Genomic DNA, 16,111 nt, shown 5'->3' with positions numbered 1-16,111 from the left:
CCTGCAATACCCGTGGGTTGTGTTGATATACGTGTATGGCACCATATATTGTAGTCACGCGTTGACATCAGGCGGTCGGCTGGTAGAGTTAGCGGTCGGGAGTACGGCGGCGTCGCAAGGGCGAAGGGCGGAAATGCGGCGCTACGCGAGGGGAAATCCAAGACATCGCTGCCTCTGACAGAGGCGGCTGGTAGACCTTCGGCACACCACTGAGGGATGCCGCAGGCACGTTCGATCGGCCGGCCGCACGCGTGAACGCGTGTGCGCCGTAGGGGCAGGCGTTTGCCCGCGCTCACCGGGAGCGCGCGGGGCGGAGGACGAGGGACATGATGGAGCGCGAAGTCACGGGGCAGAGGCCGAGGGGCACGCGGTCGGCGAAGAAGAGCGCGCGGAAGGGGCTCGCGATCCCGCGCACCTTCACGACGAAGGGAGTGGATCCGGCGGAGGAGCTGGTCTGGGAGACGCGCACGGCCCAGATCAACGGCGAGGGCGGCGCCATCATCTTCGAGCAGCGGGACGTCGAGGTCCCGAAGAGCTGGTCGATGCTGGCGACGAACGTCGTCGCGTCGAAGTACTTCCGGGGTTCCATCGGCTCCCCTGCCCGGGAGCGGTCCGTGAGGCAGCTCGTCGGCCGGGTCGTCTCGACGATCGCCGCCTGGGGCCGCAAGGACGGCTACTTCGCCACGGAGGAGGACGCGGCCGCGTTCGAGGCCGAGCTCGCCCACCTCGTGTACCGGCAGAAGATGAGCTTCAACTCGCCGGTCTGGTTCAACGTCGGCGTGGAGGAGCACCCGCAGTGCTCCGCCTGCTTCATCAACTCCGTCGGCGACTCGATGGACTCCATCCTCCGGCTCGCCCACACCGAGGGGATGCTCTTCAAGTACGGCTCCGGCGCCGGCTCGAACCTGTCGAAGATCCGCTCCTCGAAGGAGCTCCTCTCGGGCGGCGGCGAGGCCTCCGGACCGGTCTCGTTCATGCGCGGCTTCGACGCCTTCGCCGGCGTCATCAAGTCGGGCGGCAAGACGCGGCGCGCCGCGAAGATGGTGATCCTCGACGCCGATCACCCGGACATCGGCGAGTTCATCGCCTGCAAGTCGGACGAGGAGAAGAAGGCCTGGGCCCTCATCGACGCCGGCTACGACGGCGGCTTCAACGTGAAGGGCGGCGCCTACGACTCGGTGTTCTTCCAGAACGCGAACCACTCGATCCGCGTCACCGACGCGTTCATGCGCGCCGTCCACGAGGACCGGCCCTGGGAGCTCACGGCCCGCACGGACGGCAAGGCCCTCGAGACCGTCCGCGCGCGGGACCTCATGAAGCAGGTGACCGAGGCGGCCTGGCTCTGCGGTGATCCGGGCATGCAGTTCGACACCACCATCAACGCCTGGCACACGTGCCCGGGCACGGACCGCATCAACGCGTCGAACCCGTGCTCCGAGTACATGTTCCTCGACGACTCGGCCTGCAACCTCGCGTCGCTGAACCTCATGCACTTCCGCGGGATCGACGGCGCGTTCGACGTCGAGTCCTTCAAGCGCGCGGTGGACCTCACCATCCTCGCGCAGGAGATCCTGGTCTCCAACGCGAAGTACCCGACCGAGCGGATCGGGCAGAACAGCGAGGCCTACCGGCCCCTCGGGCTCGGGTACGCGAACCTCGGCGCGCTGCTCATGGCGAGCGGCCTGCCGTACGACTCCGACGGCGGCCGCGCCTGCGCGGCGGCGATCACCGCGCTCATGACGGGCGAGGCGTACGCGATGAGCGCCCGCATCGCGGAGCGCATGGGGCCGTTCGCCGGGTACGAGAAGAACCGCGAGCCGTTCCTCGGGGTCGTCCGCAAGCACTCGAACCACGTGGACCGCATCGACCCGACCTTCGTCGAGCGCCCGCTGCTCGACGCGGCGCGGGACGCCTGGAGCGACGCGCTCCGGATCGGGACCCAGAGCGGCTACCGGAACGCGCAGGTCACCGTCCTCGCGCCTACCGGCACCATCGGGTTCATGATGGACTGCGACACCACGGGCATCGAGCCGGACATCGCGCTCGTGAAGTACAAGAAGCTCGTCGGCGGCGGCGTGCTCAAGATCGTCAACAACACCGTCCCGCTCGCGCTCCAGCGGCTCGGGTACTCGGCCGAGTCCATCGCCTCGGTCCTCCAGTTCATCGACGAGGTCGAGACGATCGAGGGCGCGCCCGAGCTCCGCGACGTGCACCTGCCGGTGTTCGACTGCGCGTTCAAGCCGCAGAACGGCACCCGCTCGATCCACTACATGGGCCACATCCGCATGATGGGCGCGGTCCAGCCGTTCCTCTCGGGGGCCATCTCGAAGACCGTCAACATGCCCACGAACGCGACGCCGGAGGACATCGAGACGGCGTACGTCGAGGCCTGGAAGCTCGGGCTCAAGGCCATCGCGGTCTACCGCGACGGCTGCAAGCGGAGCCAGCCGCTCAACACCGGCAAGGCCAAGGAGGAGAAGCGCGAGCCCACGGGCGAGCGGCTCGCGCGGCGGCGCCTCCCCGACGAGCGCCGCTCGATCACGCACAAGTTCTCGATCGGCGGGCACGAGGGGTACATGACCGTCGGCATGTACGACGACGGCGCGCCGGGCGAGGTCTTCATCACGATGGCGAAGGAGGGGTCGGTGGTCTCCGGCCTCATGGACTCCTTCGCGACCTCCATCTCCATGGCCCTCCAGTACGGCGTCCCGCTGCGGGTGCTCTGTGACAAGTTCAGCCACATGCGGTTCGAGCCGTCGGGCTTCACCGGCAACCCGGACATCCCGATCGCGAAGTCGATCTCCGACTACCTGTTCCGCTGGCTCGCGCTGAAGTTCCTCCCGAGCGAGGAGACCGCCTCCACCGAGACCGCCGCGAACGCGCTGCCGCCGGGCGCCGCTCCGGCCGCGCCCTCCGCTCGCGCGGCGCAGCAGACCGTCGACGCGAAGCCGCTCCCGGCGGCGACGCAGGCAAACGGCACGAACGGCATCCAGACCGCGTACAAGCGCGAGAGCGACGCACCGCCCTGCCCGACCTGCGGCTCGATCACGGTCCGGAACGGCGCCTGCTACAAGTGCGTGAACTGCGGGTCCACCACCGGCTGCAGCTAGCCTCCGCCCGACCTCCGCCGCGGATCGCGGCGGCCTGACATCACGCGCGCCGGGGCGGACCTTCCGCTCCGGCGCGCGCCGTTCTCGGCCCGCCCACGTCGGGGTTTCCGGTGCGGGCAGAGGTCGCGTTCTTGCTCGGGGTTCCTCGGGGTCGGGGTCGGGGTCGGGGTCGGGGTCGGGGTCGGGGTCGGGGTCGGGGTCGGGGTCGGGGTCGGGGTCGGATCGAGGTCGAGGTCGCGGGTCGCGGGTCGAGGTCGAGGGTCGAGCAACGGACCGCCGAGCGTCCCCTCCACCAGCCAGCGCCGGGTCCCTCCTCCCCTGCCCCGGTTTCACCCTCCGCGATGCGTTGCCTGGACGATCGGGACGCCGAACGTTCGTGGCGGAGGTCCCCCATGACCGCGCGTGCCGCCACCGCCCTCCTGCTCCTCCTCGCGGGGGGCTGCGGCTTCTCGCGGGGCGCGGTGCTCGCGCGCCGGGTCGAGCCCGGGCCGCCGCTGGAGGATCCCGGGTCGGAGGCGTACAGGCTGTGGCACGACGGCGCCGGCTGGCATCTGCGGGCGCGGTCCGACCTGCCCCGGCGATTCCACGGCGAGATCGCGGGCGCCGGCCGGGTGACCCCGCAAGGCGTGGCGCCGGACGCGGTGAGCGCGGGCGGCGGCCGCGTCCGCTTCTCGTTCCTGGCGGGAGACGAGGCCGGGTTCGACTTCGGGGGAGGCTGCGTGAACGTGGCGCTCTACATCGACGAAGATCCGCGTCCGCTCCGCGTGTTCATCGGCGCGTTCGGCGCCGCCCCGGGACGGGTGCCGTACCGGGTCTGCCCGTAGGGCTCCGGGCTGCGGCGCGCGGGGCAGGAGCCGGCGCGATCAGCGAAACTCGCGCGCGCGGTTCCCCACCTGCGGGGCGAGCGCGAGCGGCGCGACCGAGCTCACGCGCACGTTCACGACCTCCCCGCTCCGCTCCACCCGGCCGCGCGCGACGAGGAACGGCGCGCCGCGCACCACCGGCCGGAAGCGTTCGTAGACGTCGGGCATCACGACGAGGTTCGCGATCCCCGTCTCGTCCTCGAGGCTCAAGAACACGATCCCCGCGGCGGTCTGGGGTCGCTGCCGGACGATGACGAGCCCGGCGACCTCCACCGGGGCACGGTCCGGGAGGCGAGCGAGCTCGCGCGCGGTGCGCACGGTCGCGCTCGGGAGCGCGGCGCGGAGGACCGCCATCGGGTGGCCGCGCACCGAGACGCCGGTGGTCGTGAAGTCGGCGGAGACCTCCTCCTCGGCGCTCGCCTGCGGCAGCGCCGTGTCCGGCTCCGCCGGGGTCACGCCCGCGAACAGGTCGCCCCCGTCCGCCTCCATCGCGAGGCTCCGCCACACCGCGCTGCGCCGATCCGGCGCGAGCGGTCCCAGGACGTCCGCCTCCGCGAGCCGCACGAGCCAGGCGCGCGAGACGCCCGCGCGGCGCACGAGGTCTCCGAGGTCCGCGAACGGCCGCGCGCGCCGGGCCGCGACGATCGCGTCGCCCACGTCGCGCGGCAGCCCGCGCACGAGGTGGAGCCCGAGCCGGAGCGCAGGCGTGTCGCCGGGAGCCGCAGGCGCGCACCTCGCGCCCTCGAGCGCGCTCTCCCAGCCGCTGGCGCAGACGTCGATCCCCCGCACCTCGACCCCGTGCCGCTTCGCGTCCTCGATGAGCGTGTGCGGCGCGTAGAAGCCCATCGGCTGGCTGTTCAGGAGGGCGCAGGCGAAGGCGGCGGGGTGGTAGCGGCGGATCCAGGCGGACGCGTAGACGAGCAGCGCGAACGACGCGGAGTGCGACTCCGGGAAGCCGTACCCGGCGAACCCGAGCAGCTGGTGGAAGATGAGCTCCGCGTCCGCCGCGGAGATGCCGCGCTGCTCCATGCCCGCGAGGAGGCGTGCCCGCATCGCGGCGAGCTTCTCGTGCGAGCGCCGGTGCGTCATGAGGCGGCGCAGCTCGTCGGCCTCGCCGGGCGTGAACCCCGCCGCGACCACGGCGAGGCGCATGATCTGCTCCTGGAAGAGCGGCACGCCGAGGGTCTTCGCGAGGACGGGCTCGAGCGGCGGGTACGGATAGCGGACCTGCTCCTTGCCGTCGCGCCGGCGCAGGTACGGGTGGATCATCCCGCCCTGGATCGGGCCGGGGCGCACGATCCCGACCGAGATGACGAGGTCGTAGAAGTTCCGGGGCTTGAGCCGCGGGGCGAGCGACATCTGCGCGCGGGACTCGATCTGGAACACGCCGATCGAGTCCGCCTTGCAGAGCATGTCGTAGACGGCCGGGTCCTCGGAGGGGATGGTCGCGAGCGAGTCCGGGTGTGGCCACTGGCCTGCCGCGGCGCCCGCCTCGCGACGGTCAGGGGGACCGAGCGCCGGCGCCGGCCGATGGGCGGCGAGGAGCGCGAGCGCGCGAGAGAGCGCGGTGAGCATGCCGAGCCCGAGGAGATCGACCTTCAGCAGATCGAGATCGGCGAGATCGTCCTTGTCCCACTGGACGATGGTCCGCCCGGGCATGGCGGCGGGCTCGATGGGCACCGTCTCGCAGAGCGGCCGGCGCGTGATCACGAACCCGCCGACGTGGATCGAGAGGTGGCGCGGGAACCCTTGCAGCTCGCGCGCAAGGTCGAGCGTCATCCGCACCCGCTCCGAGGCCTCGACGTCGAGCCCCGCCTGCGCGAGGAGCTCCGGCCCGACCTGCGAGAGGTCCTCGTACATCCCGACGAGCTTCGCGAGCCGATCGACCTGCGCGAGCGACAGGCCGAGCGCCTTGCCCACGTCCCGGAGCGCGGACTTGCCCCGGTAGGAGATGACCTCGCAGACCATGCCGGCGCGATCGCGCCCGTACCGCTCGTAGACGTACTGGATCACCTCCTCGCGCCGCTCGTGCTCGAAGTCGACGTCGATGTCCGGCGGCTCCCCGCGCTCCGCCGAGATGAACCGCTCGAACAGGAGCCCCATGCGGACGGGGTCGATCGCGGTGATGCCGAGCACGAAGCAGACCGCGGAGTTCGCAGCGCTGCCGCGCCCCTGGCACAGGATCCCGCGCGATCTCGCGAAGCGAACGATGTCCCAGACCGTGAGGAAGTAGCTCGCGTACCCGAGCTGCTCGACGAGCTCGAGCTCCCTCGCGAGCTGCCGGGCGACCTCCTCCGGAGGCGCCCCGCCGTAGCGCCAGCGCGCCCCTTCGCGCACGAGCTCGCGGAGGAGCGCCATGCCGGTGACGGGTTCGACTGAGTCGTCCGAGGTCGAGGTCGAGGTCGAGGTCGAGGTCGAGGTCGGGGTCGGGGTCGGGGTCGGGGTCGAGGTCGTTCGCAACGAGCGGTTCGGCACCGGCGCGACGGCGCGCTCGTCCTGGGGCGGGCTCGACATGGCGACCGCCGCGCCGCCGGCGAGGGCGGTGCGATCGACGACGACGGGCGGCAGCGGGTGCTCGCCCCGGATCTCCTCCATCCGGAACCGGCACGTCTCCGCGATCTCCCCCGCGGCCTCGAGCCCCTCGGGGAAGTCGCTCCACAGCCGCGCCATCTCCTCGGGGCCCTTCAACGTCCGCTCCGCGTTCGGGAAGAGGCGGCGGCCCGCGCGATCGACGGTGGTCCCGTGGCGGACGCAGGTGAGCACGTCCTGCAACACCTGCCGGCGCCGGTCGTGCGTGTGGACGTCGTTCGTGACCGCGACGCGGATCCCGAGCCGCCGGCCGATGGCGCGCGCCGCGAGCACGCGCGCCTCCTCGCCCGCCACCCGGTGGCGCGCGACCGCGAGCGCGAGGCGCGCGCCGAAGATCTCCTTCAGCCGCGCGGCCGCGTCGCCGTCGGCGCCGGGATAGAGCGCGAAGAGCCCCCGCGCGCGCCCCGCCACCGCGTCGAGCGCGAGGACGACCTCCTCGCGCGGGCGCCGCGGCGCCGCCCGCGCCGGATCCTCCGCCCCGTGGGCGCGCGTCGCCAGCCGGCACAGGCCCGCGTACCCCTCACGGTCCTGAGCGAGCAGCACGAGCCGCGCCGGGCGGCCCGGCGTGAGCCCCGTCACGACGAGCTCCGCGCCGACGACGAGCGGGAACCCGCGCCGCTTGGCCTCGGTGTGCGCACGGACGATCCCGTACAGCCCGCTCACGTCGGTGAGCGCGAGCGCCGAGAGCCCGAGCTCCGCGGCGCGAGCGACGAGCTCCTCGGGATGGCTCGCGCCCTCGAGGAAGGAGAAGCAGGAGTGGCAGCGGAGCTCCGCATACGGCGGCCCCGCAGGCCGCGGCTCCCGCCGCGCTCCGGGAGCGCCGACCTCGCCCGTGTCGATCCTGCGTCGCTCGTGGTTCACGTCAGTCGAAGTATCCGTGCAGGTAGAGCCGCCCGTCGGCGGCGTCGCGGTACACCCAGCAGTCCCCCAGGCCGTCGAGCCGGACGCGGTAGTAGTCGCGATCGAACGGCGCGGGCACCCACCACTCCCCCCGCAGCCGCTCCGGCCCCTCCATCGCGAGCACCGCGCGCGCGCGTCCCTCCACCCGGAGCGCCGTCACGCGTCCCCCCTCGCCTTCCGCCTGGATCGGCGTGGGGGGATCCACGAGCCGCGTCGGCCGTGGCTCGGCCGCGGACGGCGCGAGCGCGCCGGCGCCAGGCGAGCCGCCGAGGCTCCGCAGGGCGGAGGCGCGCGCGACGGCGGGGCGGAACGGAACGGCGCGGTACGCGGCCTCGGGGCGGTACCGCTCGACCGGCTCGGCCGCGAAGATCGCGCCCTCGCCGAGCCGGACCCCGAGCCGCGCGAGGACGGTCTCGAGCGCGGCGAGCGCCTCGGGGCGATCGTCGATCGCGAGCTGCTCCACCGCGATCGGCGCGACCTCGATCGCGGCGAGCTCGACGGCGGTCACCGCCCCGGGGAGCCGCAGCGAGAACACGTGCTCCTTCGCCGGCACGAGCCAGCGCGCGGCGGAGGCGGTCGGCTGCGCGAGCGGTACGATGACCCGCTCCTCGCCGCGCGGATCGAGCTTCAGGACCACCTTGAGCCGCGTCGCACCGAGGCCGCGCCCGGCGAGGCGCGCGGCGACCCGGTCGGCGAGCCGCTTCAGCGCGAAGAGGAGCGGCTCGGCGCTCTCCGCGGGCGCCTCGAGCTCGAGCGCCTCGACCGGCAGCGTCTCCGGCAAGTAGGGAGAGAGCGGGGTGTCGTCCTCTCCGCGGGCGAGGCGGGCCGCCGCAACGCCGTCCGGCCCGAACCGGTGCGCGAGGGTGCCCGCCGGGAGCCGCGCGAGCGCGCCCGCGTCGGCGATCCCGAGCCCGCGGAGCCGCGCCGTCACCGCCGGCGTTAGCCCGAGCGCCTCGAGCGGGAGCGCGGCGATCGCCCCCGCGGTCGCCCCGGGCGCGACGTGGAGGAGCTCCCCGGTGCGGGCGGAGAACGCGCCGTGCCGCACGAGCGCACGCGCCGCCGCGCGACCGTCCGCGACCGCCGCGCGCGCCGCGTACCCCATCTCCGCCGCCGCGGCGATCGCGCGCTCCGCGAGGACCCGCTCTCCGGCGTCTGGCGAGGCGTTCCGCCCCGCGCCTCCGGCGAGGAGCCCGGCGGCGCTCGCGTCGAGGAGCACCACGTCCGGCGCGCACGGCTCGACCGCGGGCGCGAGCAGGAGCACCGCCTCGGCGACCGCGCGCAGCGCAGCGCGATCGGCCGCGGGATCGAGCGGGACCGTGCGCAGCCGGCCGCACGCGGCGAGCGCCTCCGACAGCGTGGCTCCCGGGCGGACGCCGTCGGCGGCCGCCGCGCCATCGCAGTGCACGATCCGACCCTCGGAGACGACCGCCAGCGGCCCGTCGCAGCCGTCGGCGCGCTGGCGCCGCGCCCGCTGGAGCGGCAGCTCGGGGAGGCACAGCGCGATGACGCGCAGCCCGCTCGCCTCACGCCGCATCGCCATCCTCCGGGTCCGCCACCCGAGGGCGCCACGATCCGCGCACCCCGGCGGCGCGCGAGAGGAGCGACGCGCCGCCCGCCCACGCTGCCTCGTCCGCCGCGTGCCGCTGGCGCCCCACGATCCGTCCGTCCTCGGCGGTCAGCTCGAGCCGCACGGCCACCGGCACGCGGAGCGCCGTCCCGCCGACCGCAGCGAGCCACAGCCCCACCGCCCCGCCTTTCTCGGCGGCCGCCTGGAGGCGGCGCGCGGCCGCGTCCGCCCCGCGCACCGCGCGCGCGACGGGCACGTCGACCGCCACGGCCGCGAACGCGCCCGAGGCGAGGAGCGCCTCCGCGGCCCACAGCGCGACGAGCGCGGGGTCGCGCGCCGGCCCCTCGGCGGACGTGCGCGGCGGGGGCCGCACGACGAGCAGGCGCGCGAGGTCGACCCCGAGCGCCGCGGCCGCCGGCGGATACAGCTCGCCTCGGCCATCGACGTAGGCGGCGAGGTCTCCCGGTCCCAGCGCCGCGAAGAGCGCCAGCGCGATCGCGGTCTTCCCGCTCGCCCGCCCGCCCGCCAGCTCCGTGAGCGCTCCGCGGCGAAAGCCGCCCTCGGGCAGGAGCGCGTCGATCTCGGGGCGACCGCACGCGAGCGCACCCGCCCGCCGAGCGGGGCGCCGCTCGATACGACGGATCTCGTCGCGGAGCCGCTCTACCAGCTGATGACGCTCCGCACCCGCCGACATGCCGCCGCTGCCTCCGCCCAGGAACATAACTGCTCACGCGTTCAGGTCGCAAGGCGTAGCAACTCGCTCTGACACGCGGGGACGTGATGCTCACCCTATGCGCACACCAGAGAGCCACGGCAGTTCGGCCGGGCTCCGTCATTCGGAGCAGGGAGGGTATTGGAATGAAGCGTCTTGGATGGGGAACCGTGGCCGGTATCGGCGTCGCAGGCCTTCTCGTCGCGGGCATCCCCGCGCACGCGCAGTCGGGCTCGACGGCCGGCTCCACGACCAGCGGCCAGTCGAGCGACGACAGGATGGGCGGCTCGACGTCGTCTCAGAGCGGCACCACGTCGTCCCAGAGTGGCTCGTCACAGAGCGGCTCGTCACAGAGCGGCTCGACCATGGGCACGGGCACGGGGTCCAGCAGCACGGCGACCGACATGGGCACCGGCTCCAGCGCCTCTGCCAGCGACACGTCCATGAGCAAGAACGAGCTCACGGGCAAGGTCGAGAAGTTCGACCGTGACACGAAGGAGCTCACGCTCGCGAACAGCGACAAGAAGCTGAAGGTGAGCGACAGCACGCGCGTGATGAAGGACGGGCAGCGCGCCTCCCTCAGCGACATCAAGGAAGGCGACCAGGTCCGCGCCAGCTTCTCCGGCTCGGGCGACACGCTGCAGGTGAACCGCATCGACGTGATGACCGCCGGGTCGATGGGCACCGGCACCGGCATGGGCACGGGTACTGGCACGGGCACGACGACGACCACGCCGCCCTCGGACACCAGCACGGGCACGGGCACCGGCACGGGCACGACGACCACGCCGCCCTCGGACACGGGAACGGGCACGACGCGGCCTCCGTCGGACTCGGGCACGACGGGCTCCGGCTCGAGCGGCACCACTCCGCCCCCGAGCAAGGGCTACTAGCTAATCCCGGCAGGATGAACGAAGGGCGGGCGGCCGCAGGGGCGCCCGCCCTTTTGCTGTGTCGCACCTGCGCGCGCGAAGCGAGCCGCCGGGGCGACGCCGCGGAAGCGGCGAAGCCGCTCGCGGCGGCGCACGGGACCCGGCGAGCGGGGGCGGGGCCCCGACGAGCTTCGCTCGGCGGGGCGGGGGGCGCAGCCCCCCGTTAGATGGACGCGCGCTTCGCGGCGCCGTCGCGCTCCTGCGCGGCGATCTCGGCGCGGACCTTCTCCATGTCGAGCGTCCGGACCTGGCGGATGAGATCCTCGAGGGCGGCCTCCGGCAGCGCGCCCGGCTGGGAGAACAGGAGCACCTTGTCCCGCAGGATCATGAGCGTGGGGATGGAGCGGATGTCGAACGCACCGGCCAGCTCCTGCTCGACCTCGGTGTTCACCTTGCCGAAGGTGATGTCCGGGTGCTTCCCCGCGACCTTCTCGTACGTCGGTCCGAACACCCGGCACGGCCCGCACCAGGGCGCCCACCAGTCGATGAGGACGATGCCGTCCTTCTCGACCGTCTCCTTGAAGTTCTTGCCGGTGATCTCGACCGTCGTGTTCCCCATCTCCAATCCCTTTCAGCGCCCCCCGCCGTCCATCGGCCCTCGGCGCCACACGAAAGATTGGACCCGCCGGTCTGCGAAAGGATTCAGGGCGTCCACGGGCGGCGCGGCGCCCAGGGACGCCCCTCCAGGGCCGGCGGAGCGGCGAGCGACGTGCCGGCGGTACCCCGTCCAGCACGCCGCCCGTGCGAGCGCTCGGATCAGCGCGAGGGCGGATACTTGTGCAGCTTCCGCTGCAGCGAGCGCCGGTGGATCCCGAGCCGCCGTGCGGCCTCGGAGATGTTGCCGCCGCAGTCGGTGAGCACGCGCTGGATGTGCTCCCACTCGGCGCGCGCGAGCGAGGGCGTCTCGACGCCGGACTGCTTCGCGGTGTTCGTGCCGTTCAGCGCGGCAAGGATCTCGTCGGCGTCGGCCGGCTTCGGGAGATACCCGACGGCTCCCTCGCGGACCGCCTCCACCGCCGTGGAGATGCTGCCGTAGCCGGTGAGCATGAGCACGCGGGTCGCGGGATCGTGCCGGCGCAGCTCCTTCAGCAGATCGAGCCCGCCTCCGCCCGGCATGCGCAGGTCGAGGACGGCCATCTCCGGCGACTCCTTCGCCGCCTCGCGCAGCGCCTCGTCGGCGCTCCCGGCGGTGCGGACCTCGTAGCCGCGGGCGCGGATGGCCGTCGCCAGGCGTTCGCGCAGGACCTCGTCGTCGTCCACGAGCAGGATGCTCGGCAGCGTCTCGTGCGTCGTCCCTTCGATGTTCATGTGCCGCTCCTCTCGGCGGCCTCCGCCGCCGGCAGATCGATGCAGGCCTCGGTCCCGACTCCGGGGCGCGAGGTGATTTGAAAGCTTCCCCCCAGCTGCTCGACGAGGGCCCGGGTGAGGAACAGCCCGAGCCCCATGCCCTCCCCCGGACTCTTGGTGGTGAAGAACGGCTCGCCGACGCGCCGGAGCACGTCGGTCGTCATGCCGCGCCCGCGGTCCACCACCCGCGCGCGAACCCAGCCCTCCGTCGCCGCGAGCCGCAGCGTCACGCGCTCGTCCGGAGGCGAGGCCTGGATACCGTTCTTGAGCAGGCCCCGGAGCGCGTCGCCGAGCGCGCGCGGCGGCCCGACGAGGCACGCGTCGAGCGAGCCCTCCTCGGGCGCGAGCTCGACGCGCTCTCGCGCCGGAAGCCCGTCGAGCGCGGTCTCCACCCAGACGCGCACGCTCATCGGCGCGAGCGGCTCTCCGGCGTGCTCGCCCGCGTTGGCGGACATGCGATCGAGGATGTCGCGGCAGCGCCCCACCTGCTCGCGGACGAGCTGGAGGTCGCCGCGCACCTCGGCGGGCACGTCCTCGGGCAGCGAGCGCTGCAGCTCCTTCGCCACGACCGCGATCGTGGAGAGCGGCGTGGAGAGCTCGTGCGCCGCGCCCGCGGCGAGCGTCGCGAGCGAGGCCAGCTTCTCGCGCCGATCCACGAGCGCCCGCGCCTGCTGCAGCTCCCGCTCGCGCGCGGCGAGCGCACGCGAGACGCGCTGGACGAAGAACACGATGAACACCGACGCGATCGCGAACGCGACCCACATGCCGCGCAGGTGCGAGTCCATCATCTGCGCCGGGTCCATGTGCGTGCGGATGTGGTGCGCCGGCGAGGTCGCCTCTTCGTGAAAATAGAGCGACGCGAACCCCGCGAGGCTCGCCACCATCAGCGTCCAGGACCAGCGCGGCGGCAGGAGGACCGCCCCGAGCGCGACGTTCACGAGGTAGAGCGTCGAGAACGGGTTCGAGGCGCCGCCGGTGAGATCCAGGAGGACGGTGAGCACCGCGGCGTCGAGGAACATGACGGCCGCGACGCTCGCGCTCGTGGCGTTCGGGCTGGCGTGCTGCGCCCACGCGCGGAGCGCGAGGTTGCCGCCGACCTCGAGCACGAGCATCGCGACGAGCGGCACGAGGGGGACGCCGATGTGCGTCCACGACGAGGCGCCGACCACGATCACGACCTGGCCGAGGATCGCCCACCAGTGGAGCTGGACGATCCAGGAGAGGTTCAGCCGCGCGCGCCCGACGCGCGTCTCGCCGTGCGGCGTCGCGTGCTGTAGGACGGGGGGGGTCGCGGGTGCTTCCACGGTCGCCATCTGGGACTGCGGCACGCGCATCAGCCGATACCTCCAGGCGAAACTACCACACCCGAACGCGTGCGGCGCCGGCCGCGACCCGTTGCCGCAGACGTGCGCCACGGCGCGGCTGCTTGACGCATGTCGCGCGCTGACCGTAGGTTGCCACCCCCGTGAGAGGCCGCCGCCGAACCGTCGCTGCCGTGCTCGCCGATGCGTTCGCGCACTGGCCCGCCGCGGAAGGGGCAGCGCTCATCACCGCCTTCGCCGATGCCTGCGGACCGCGCCTCGCGCGCGAGGTCTCGATGCGAGGCCTGCTGCGCGACGGCCGCCTCCTCGTGCTCGTTCGCTCGGAGGAGTGGGCGGCTCAGCTCGTCGCCCTCGAGAGGCCGCTGTGCGAGCGCGTGAACGCTCGCCTCGGTCGCGCCGTCGCGCGCGGGCTCGAGGTGCGCGTGGCCCCGGAGCCCTGATGCGCACGGGAGCGCCGACGCGCGCCCGGACGCTCGCCGCGCTCGCGTGCTCGGTCGCGGCTCTCCTCCAGGGGTGCGCCTCGCCGCGTTCTCCTGGCGCCTCCGCTCCCGCCCCACGTTCGTCCGAAGCTGCGCCGCCGCGCACGGCGGCGCCCGCGCAGGGGAGCTACGGCCCCGAGCCGGAGACGGCGCTCGCCCCCGTCGAGCAGCGGCTCCTCGAGGTCGCGCGCGCGCGCCTGGGCGGCGCGCAGTCCTCCGGGGCGCTCTCGCTCGCGGCGCGAGAGCTCGCGGCCCGAGCCGCGGCGGGCGATCCGGAGGCGCGCTCCGGGCCGGCCTCGCGCGCGGCGCTCGCGCGCGCTCTCTCCTTCGACCCGTCACCTTCCGTGTACGCGCTGCGCGCCCGCCCCGAGGACGCCGCCGACGCGCTGGCGCGCCTCCTGCCCGGCTCGACGGCGAGCCACGTCGGGGCCGGGGCCGTCGAGCGCGACGGCGTGCTCCACGCGTTCGTGCTCGCGGCCCAGCGCAAGGTCGGGCTCGAGCCGTTCCCGCGCGAGGTGTCCGCGGGCACCTCGGCGGTGCTCTCCGGCAGGCTCGCGCGCGGCCTGCGCGCCGCCCGCGTGTTCGTCACGCTCCCGGCGGGCGACGTGCGCGAGGTGGACACCGAGGCGCGCGGGAGCGGCTTTCGAGCGCGGCTCTCCTTCCCTGAGCGCGGGCGGTACACGGTGGAGGTCGTCGGCGAGGGCCCGCGCGGGCCCGAGGTCGCCGCGATCCTGACCGTCGCGGCGGGCGGCGCCACGGTCGAGGCGCCGGAAGGCCCCGCGCGCGCGGCCGCCGATCCCGGGGACCCTGCCGCCGCGGAGGCGGCGATCGTCCGCGCGATCAACGCGACGCGCCGCCGTCGCGGCCTGCCGCCGGTCGCGGCCTCGGCGGAGCTCGCCGCGGTGGCTCGCCGGCACAGCGCCGCGATGCGCGACGCGGCGACGGTGGCGCACGTCCTCCCGGGCTCGGGCGAGGTCGGCGATCGGCTCCGGCACGCCGGGGTGGCGTACCGCTTCGCGTACGAGAACGTCGCCCAGGCGCCGCGCGCGCTCCTGGCGCACGCCAAGATCGAGGAGAGCCCGGCGCACCTCGCGAACCTCCTCGCGCCGGCGACGCTCGTGGGCGTGGGCCTCGCGCACGGCACGCTCCGCTCCGGCGCGCCCGCCGTCTACGTCACCGAAATCCTCGTGCAGCCGCCCGACGACGGCGGGGAGAGCGCGCTCCTCCCCGACGCGCGCGTCCGCGAGGCGCTCTGGCGCGAGCGCGCCCGGCTCGGGCGCCCGCCGCTCCTCGGGGATCCCGCGCTCGACGCCCTGGCGCGCGAGGCCGCCGAGACGATGCGGCGCGCGGACTCGCCCGAGGCAGGCGACCTCGGCGCGCGGGCGCTCGCCGGCCGGGCCCTCTCGGCGGTGGACGTGTTCGTGGCGAGCGCCCCGGCGGAGACGATCCGCTCGCGCAACCTGCCCGACCCGCGCTTCCATCGCGTGGGGGTCGGCGTGGCGACGGGGGACAGCCGGCGCTACGGCGCGCGGCGGCTCTGGATCGCGGTGATCTACACGGACTGAAGCGCTCGATGCGGCGCCCGTCGCGCGCGCCCGGGTCGGCCGGGGCTGCCGTGTGCGTCCGGCGGGGCTAGACGAGCCTCCGCTGGGTGGCGTAGCTCTCGAGTCCCCCCTCGACCTCGGGCTGCAGGGCGTGGAGGGGGCAGCGGGTGCAGGTCCAGCTGTTCCAGCCCTGCTTCACGGCCTCGTCGAGACAGGCGTCGTAGTAGTTGCAGAAGAGGTTGCGGTGACCCTCGACACCACGGTCGGGGTTGATCGGAGCGGTGAGCTCGGTGGGGCAAGGCTTGTCGAGCACGATGGACTCCTCTGGATGGCCGGGCCATCCCTCCAAGCCGCGCGAAGGCGCAGCTCTCCCCCGTCCGATCGTCCCGGTCCCCCCTCGAGAACCGGCGTACGACCCGGCGCCGGTGCAAGCGCCGTGGCTCGCGCGAGCCCCTCATCGACAGGGGCCGGGCGCGCGCGCTATATGGCGCCGCTCGATGCAGCGAGTCAAGCCCCACCGGACGCCGAGTGAACCCATTCCTGAGCGCGATCAGGAAAGATTTGCACGCGCCGGGGCTTACGTCCGCGTGGGTTTTGCGTTGCTTGCTTTACTTTGGGTTGGGTCGGCCCGGGCCGCCGCGCGGGAGCCGCTGTGCGACTGGCTCTCCGGCATCTCGGAGGCCGCGCAGGCGCAGGCGGACGGCGATGGAGCGGCCGCCGAGATCGCCGCCCGGCGCGCCCTCGCC

General features: G+C 74.0%; 13 protein-coding genes and 1 pseudogene. 6 read left to right on the top strand and 8 right to left on the bottom strand.

Annotation, left to right across the window (positions count from 1 at the left end; genetic code table 11):
* Positions 1 to 326 precede the first annotated feature (326 nt).
* On the top strand, positions 327 to 3,110 hold the full coding sequence (locus MLV88_RS19325; protein ID WP_242339082.1) for a vitamin B12-dependent ribonucleotide reductase: 2,784 nt from the start codon (positions 327 to 329) through the stop codon (positions 3,108 to 3,110).
* 392 nt (positions 3,111 to 3,502) lie between these two features.
* Complete coding sequence (locus tag MLV88_RS19320) at positions 3,503 to 3,934, top strand: hypothetical protein (RefSeq protein WP_242339085.1); 432 nt, start codon at positions 3,503 to 3,505, stop codon at positions 3,932 to 3,934.
* Positions 3,935 to 3,973: 39 nt separating this feature from the next.
* On the opposite strand, the gene MLV88_RS19315 is transcribed toward MLV88_RS19320, so the two are convergent.
* The 4 genes from MLV88_RS19315 to MLV88_RS19300 all read right to left on the bottom strand — a co-directional run bounded on the left by MLV88_RS19315 (position 3,974) and on the right by MLV88_RS19300 (position 10,204).
* The gene (locus MLV88_RS19315) at positions 3,974 to 7,402 is read right to left on the bottom strand and encodes an error-prone DNA polymerase (protein ID WP_374110808.1); all 3,429 of its coding nucleotides are present in this window, start codon (positions 7,400 to 7,402) and stop codon (positions 3,974 to 3,976) included.
* Between the two features lie 22 nt (positions 7,403 to 7,424).
* On the bottom strand, positions 7,425 to 8,996 hold the full coding sequence (locus MLV88_RS19310; RefSeq protein ID WP_242339090.1) for a Y-family DNA polymerase: 1,572 nt from the start codon (positions 8,994 to 8,996) through the stop codon (positions 7,425 to 7,427).
* Entirely contained in the window at positions 8,986 to 9,723 is a 738-nt protein-coding gene (locus MLV88_RS19305) for a DNA recombination/repair protein RecA (protein ID WP_242339094.1), read from the bottom strand. The genes MLV88_RS19310 and MLV88_RS19305 overlap by 11 nt, the downstream gene beginning before the upstream one ends.
* A 316-nt stretch (positions 9,724 to 10,039) precedes the next feature.
* Positions 10,040 to 10,204: a hypothetical protein gene (locus tag MLV88_RS19300; protein WP_242339098.1), complete on the bottom strand. Its 165-nt coding sequence runs from the start codon at positions 10,202 to 10,204 to the stop codon at positions 10,040 to 10,042.
* Between MLV88_RS19300 and MLV88_RS19295 the strand changes: the two genes are divergently transcribed.
* Positions 10,185 to 10,634, top strand: coding sequence for a hypothetical protein (locus MLV88_RS19295; RefSeq protein ID WP_242339099.1), 450 nt, complete (start codon positions 10,185 to 10,187; stop codon positions 10,632 to 10,634). The two genes, MLV88_RS19300 and MLV88_RS19295, sit on opposite strands and share 20 nt — an antisense overlap.
* A 202-nt stretch (positions 10,635 to 10,836) precedes the next feature.
* Here MLV88_RS19295 and MLV88_RS19290 read toward each other — a convergent pair whose 3' ends face one another.
* The 3 genes from MLV88_RS19290 to MLV88_RS19280 all read right to left on the bottom strand — a co-directional run bounded on the left by MLV88_RS19290 (position 10,837) and on the right by MLV88_RS19280 (position 13,354).
* A complete protein-coding gene (locus MLV88_RS19290; RefSeq protein ID WP_242339102.1) occupies positions 10,837 to 11,232 on the bottom strand; it encodes a thioredoxin family protein in 396 nt (131 codons plus the stop codon).
* A gap of 197 nt (positions 11,233 to 11,429) precedes the next feature.
* Entirely contained in the window at positions 11,430 to 11,981 is a 552-nt protein-coding gene (locus MLV88_RS19285; RefSeq protein ID WP_242339104.1) for a response regulator transcription factor, read from the bottom strand.
* The gene (locus MLV88_RS19280; RefSeq protein ID WP_242339106.1) at positions 11,978 to 13,354 is read right to left on the bottom strand and encodes an ATP-binding protein; all 1,377 of its coding nucleotides are present in this window, start codon (positions 13,352 to 13,354) and stop codon (positions 11,978 to 11,980) included. Before MLV88_RS19280 ends, MLV88_RS19285 begins: the two co-directional genes overlap by 4 nt.
* Before the next feature lie 131 nt (positions 13,355 to 13,485).
* Here MLV88_RS19280 and MLV88_RS24705 point away from each other — a divergent pair, with 131 nt between their 5' ends.
* Both MLV88_RS24705 and MLV88_RS19270 read left to right on the top strand, forming a co-directional pair.
* Entirely contained in the window at positions 13,486 to 13,782 is a 297-nt protein-coding gene (locus MLV88_RS24705) for a DciA family protein (protein WP_242339108.1), read from the top strand.
* Positions 13,782 to 15,386, top strand: a complete 1,605-nt coding sequence (locus tag MLV88_RS19270; RefSeq protein WP_242339110.1) for a CAP domain-containing protein — start codon at positions 13,782 to 13,784, stop codon at positions 15,384 to 15,386. Before MLV88_RS24705 ends, MLV88_RS19270 begins: the two co-directional genes overlap by 1 nt.
* Before the next feature lie 67 nt (positions 15,387 to 15,453).
* Here MLV88_RS19270 and MLV88_RS19265 read toward each other — a convergent pair whose 3' ends face one another.
* Complete coding sequence (locus tag MLV88_RS19265; protein ID WP_242339112.1) at positions 15,454 to 15,678, bottom strand: hypothetical protein; 225 nt, start codon at positions 15,676 to 15,678, stop codon at positions 15,454 to 15,456.
* 184 nt (positions 15,679 to 15,862) lie between these two features.
* Between MLV88_RS19265 and MLV88_RS19260 the strand changes: the two are divergent.
* Positions 15,863 to 16,111, top strand: a pseudogene (locus tag MLV88_RS19260) (lytic transglycosylase domain-containing protein); the annotation flags it as partial.

The organism is Anaeromyxobacter soli, from assembly GCF_022808855.1.
GTDB lineage: Bacteria > Myxococcota > Myxococcia > Myxococcales > Anaeromyxobacteraceae > Anaeromyxobacter > Anaeromyxobacter soli.
Note: the sequence above shows the minus strand (reverse complement) of the source record. Positions and strands in the feature narration are given on the sequence as shown.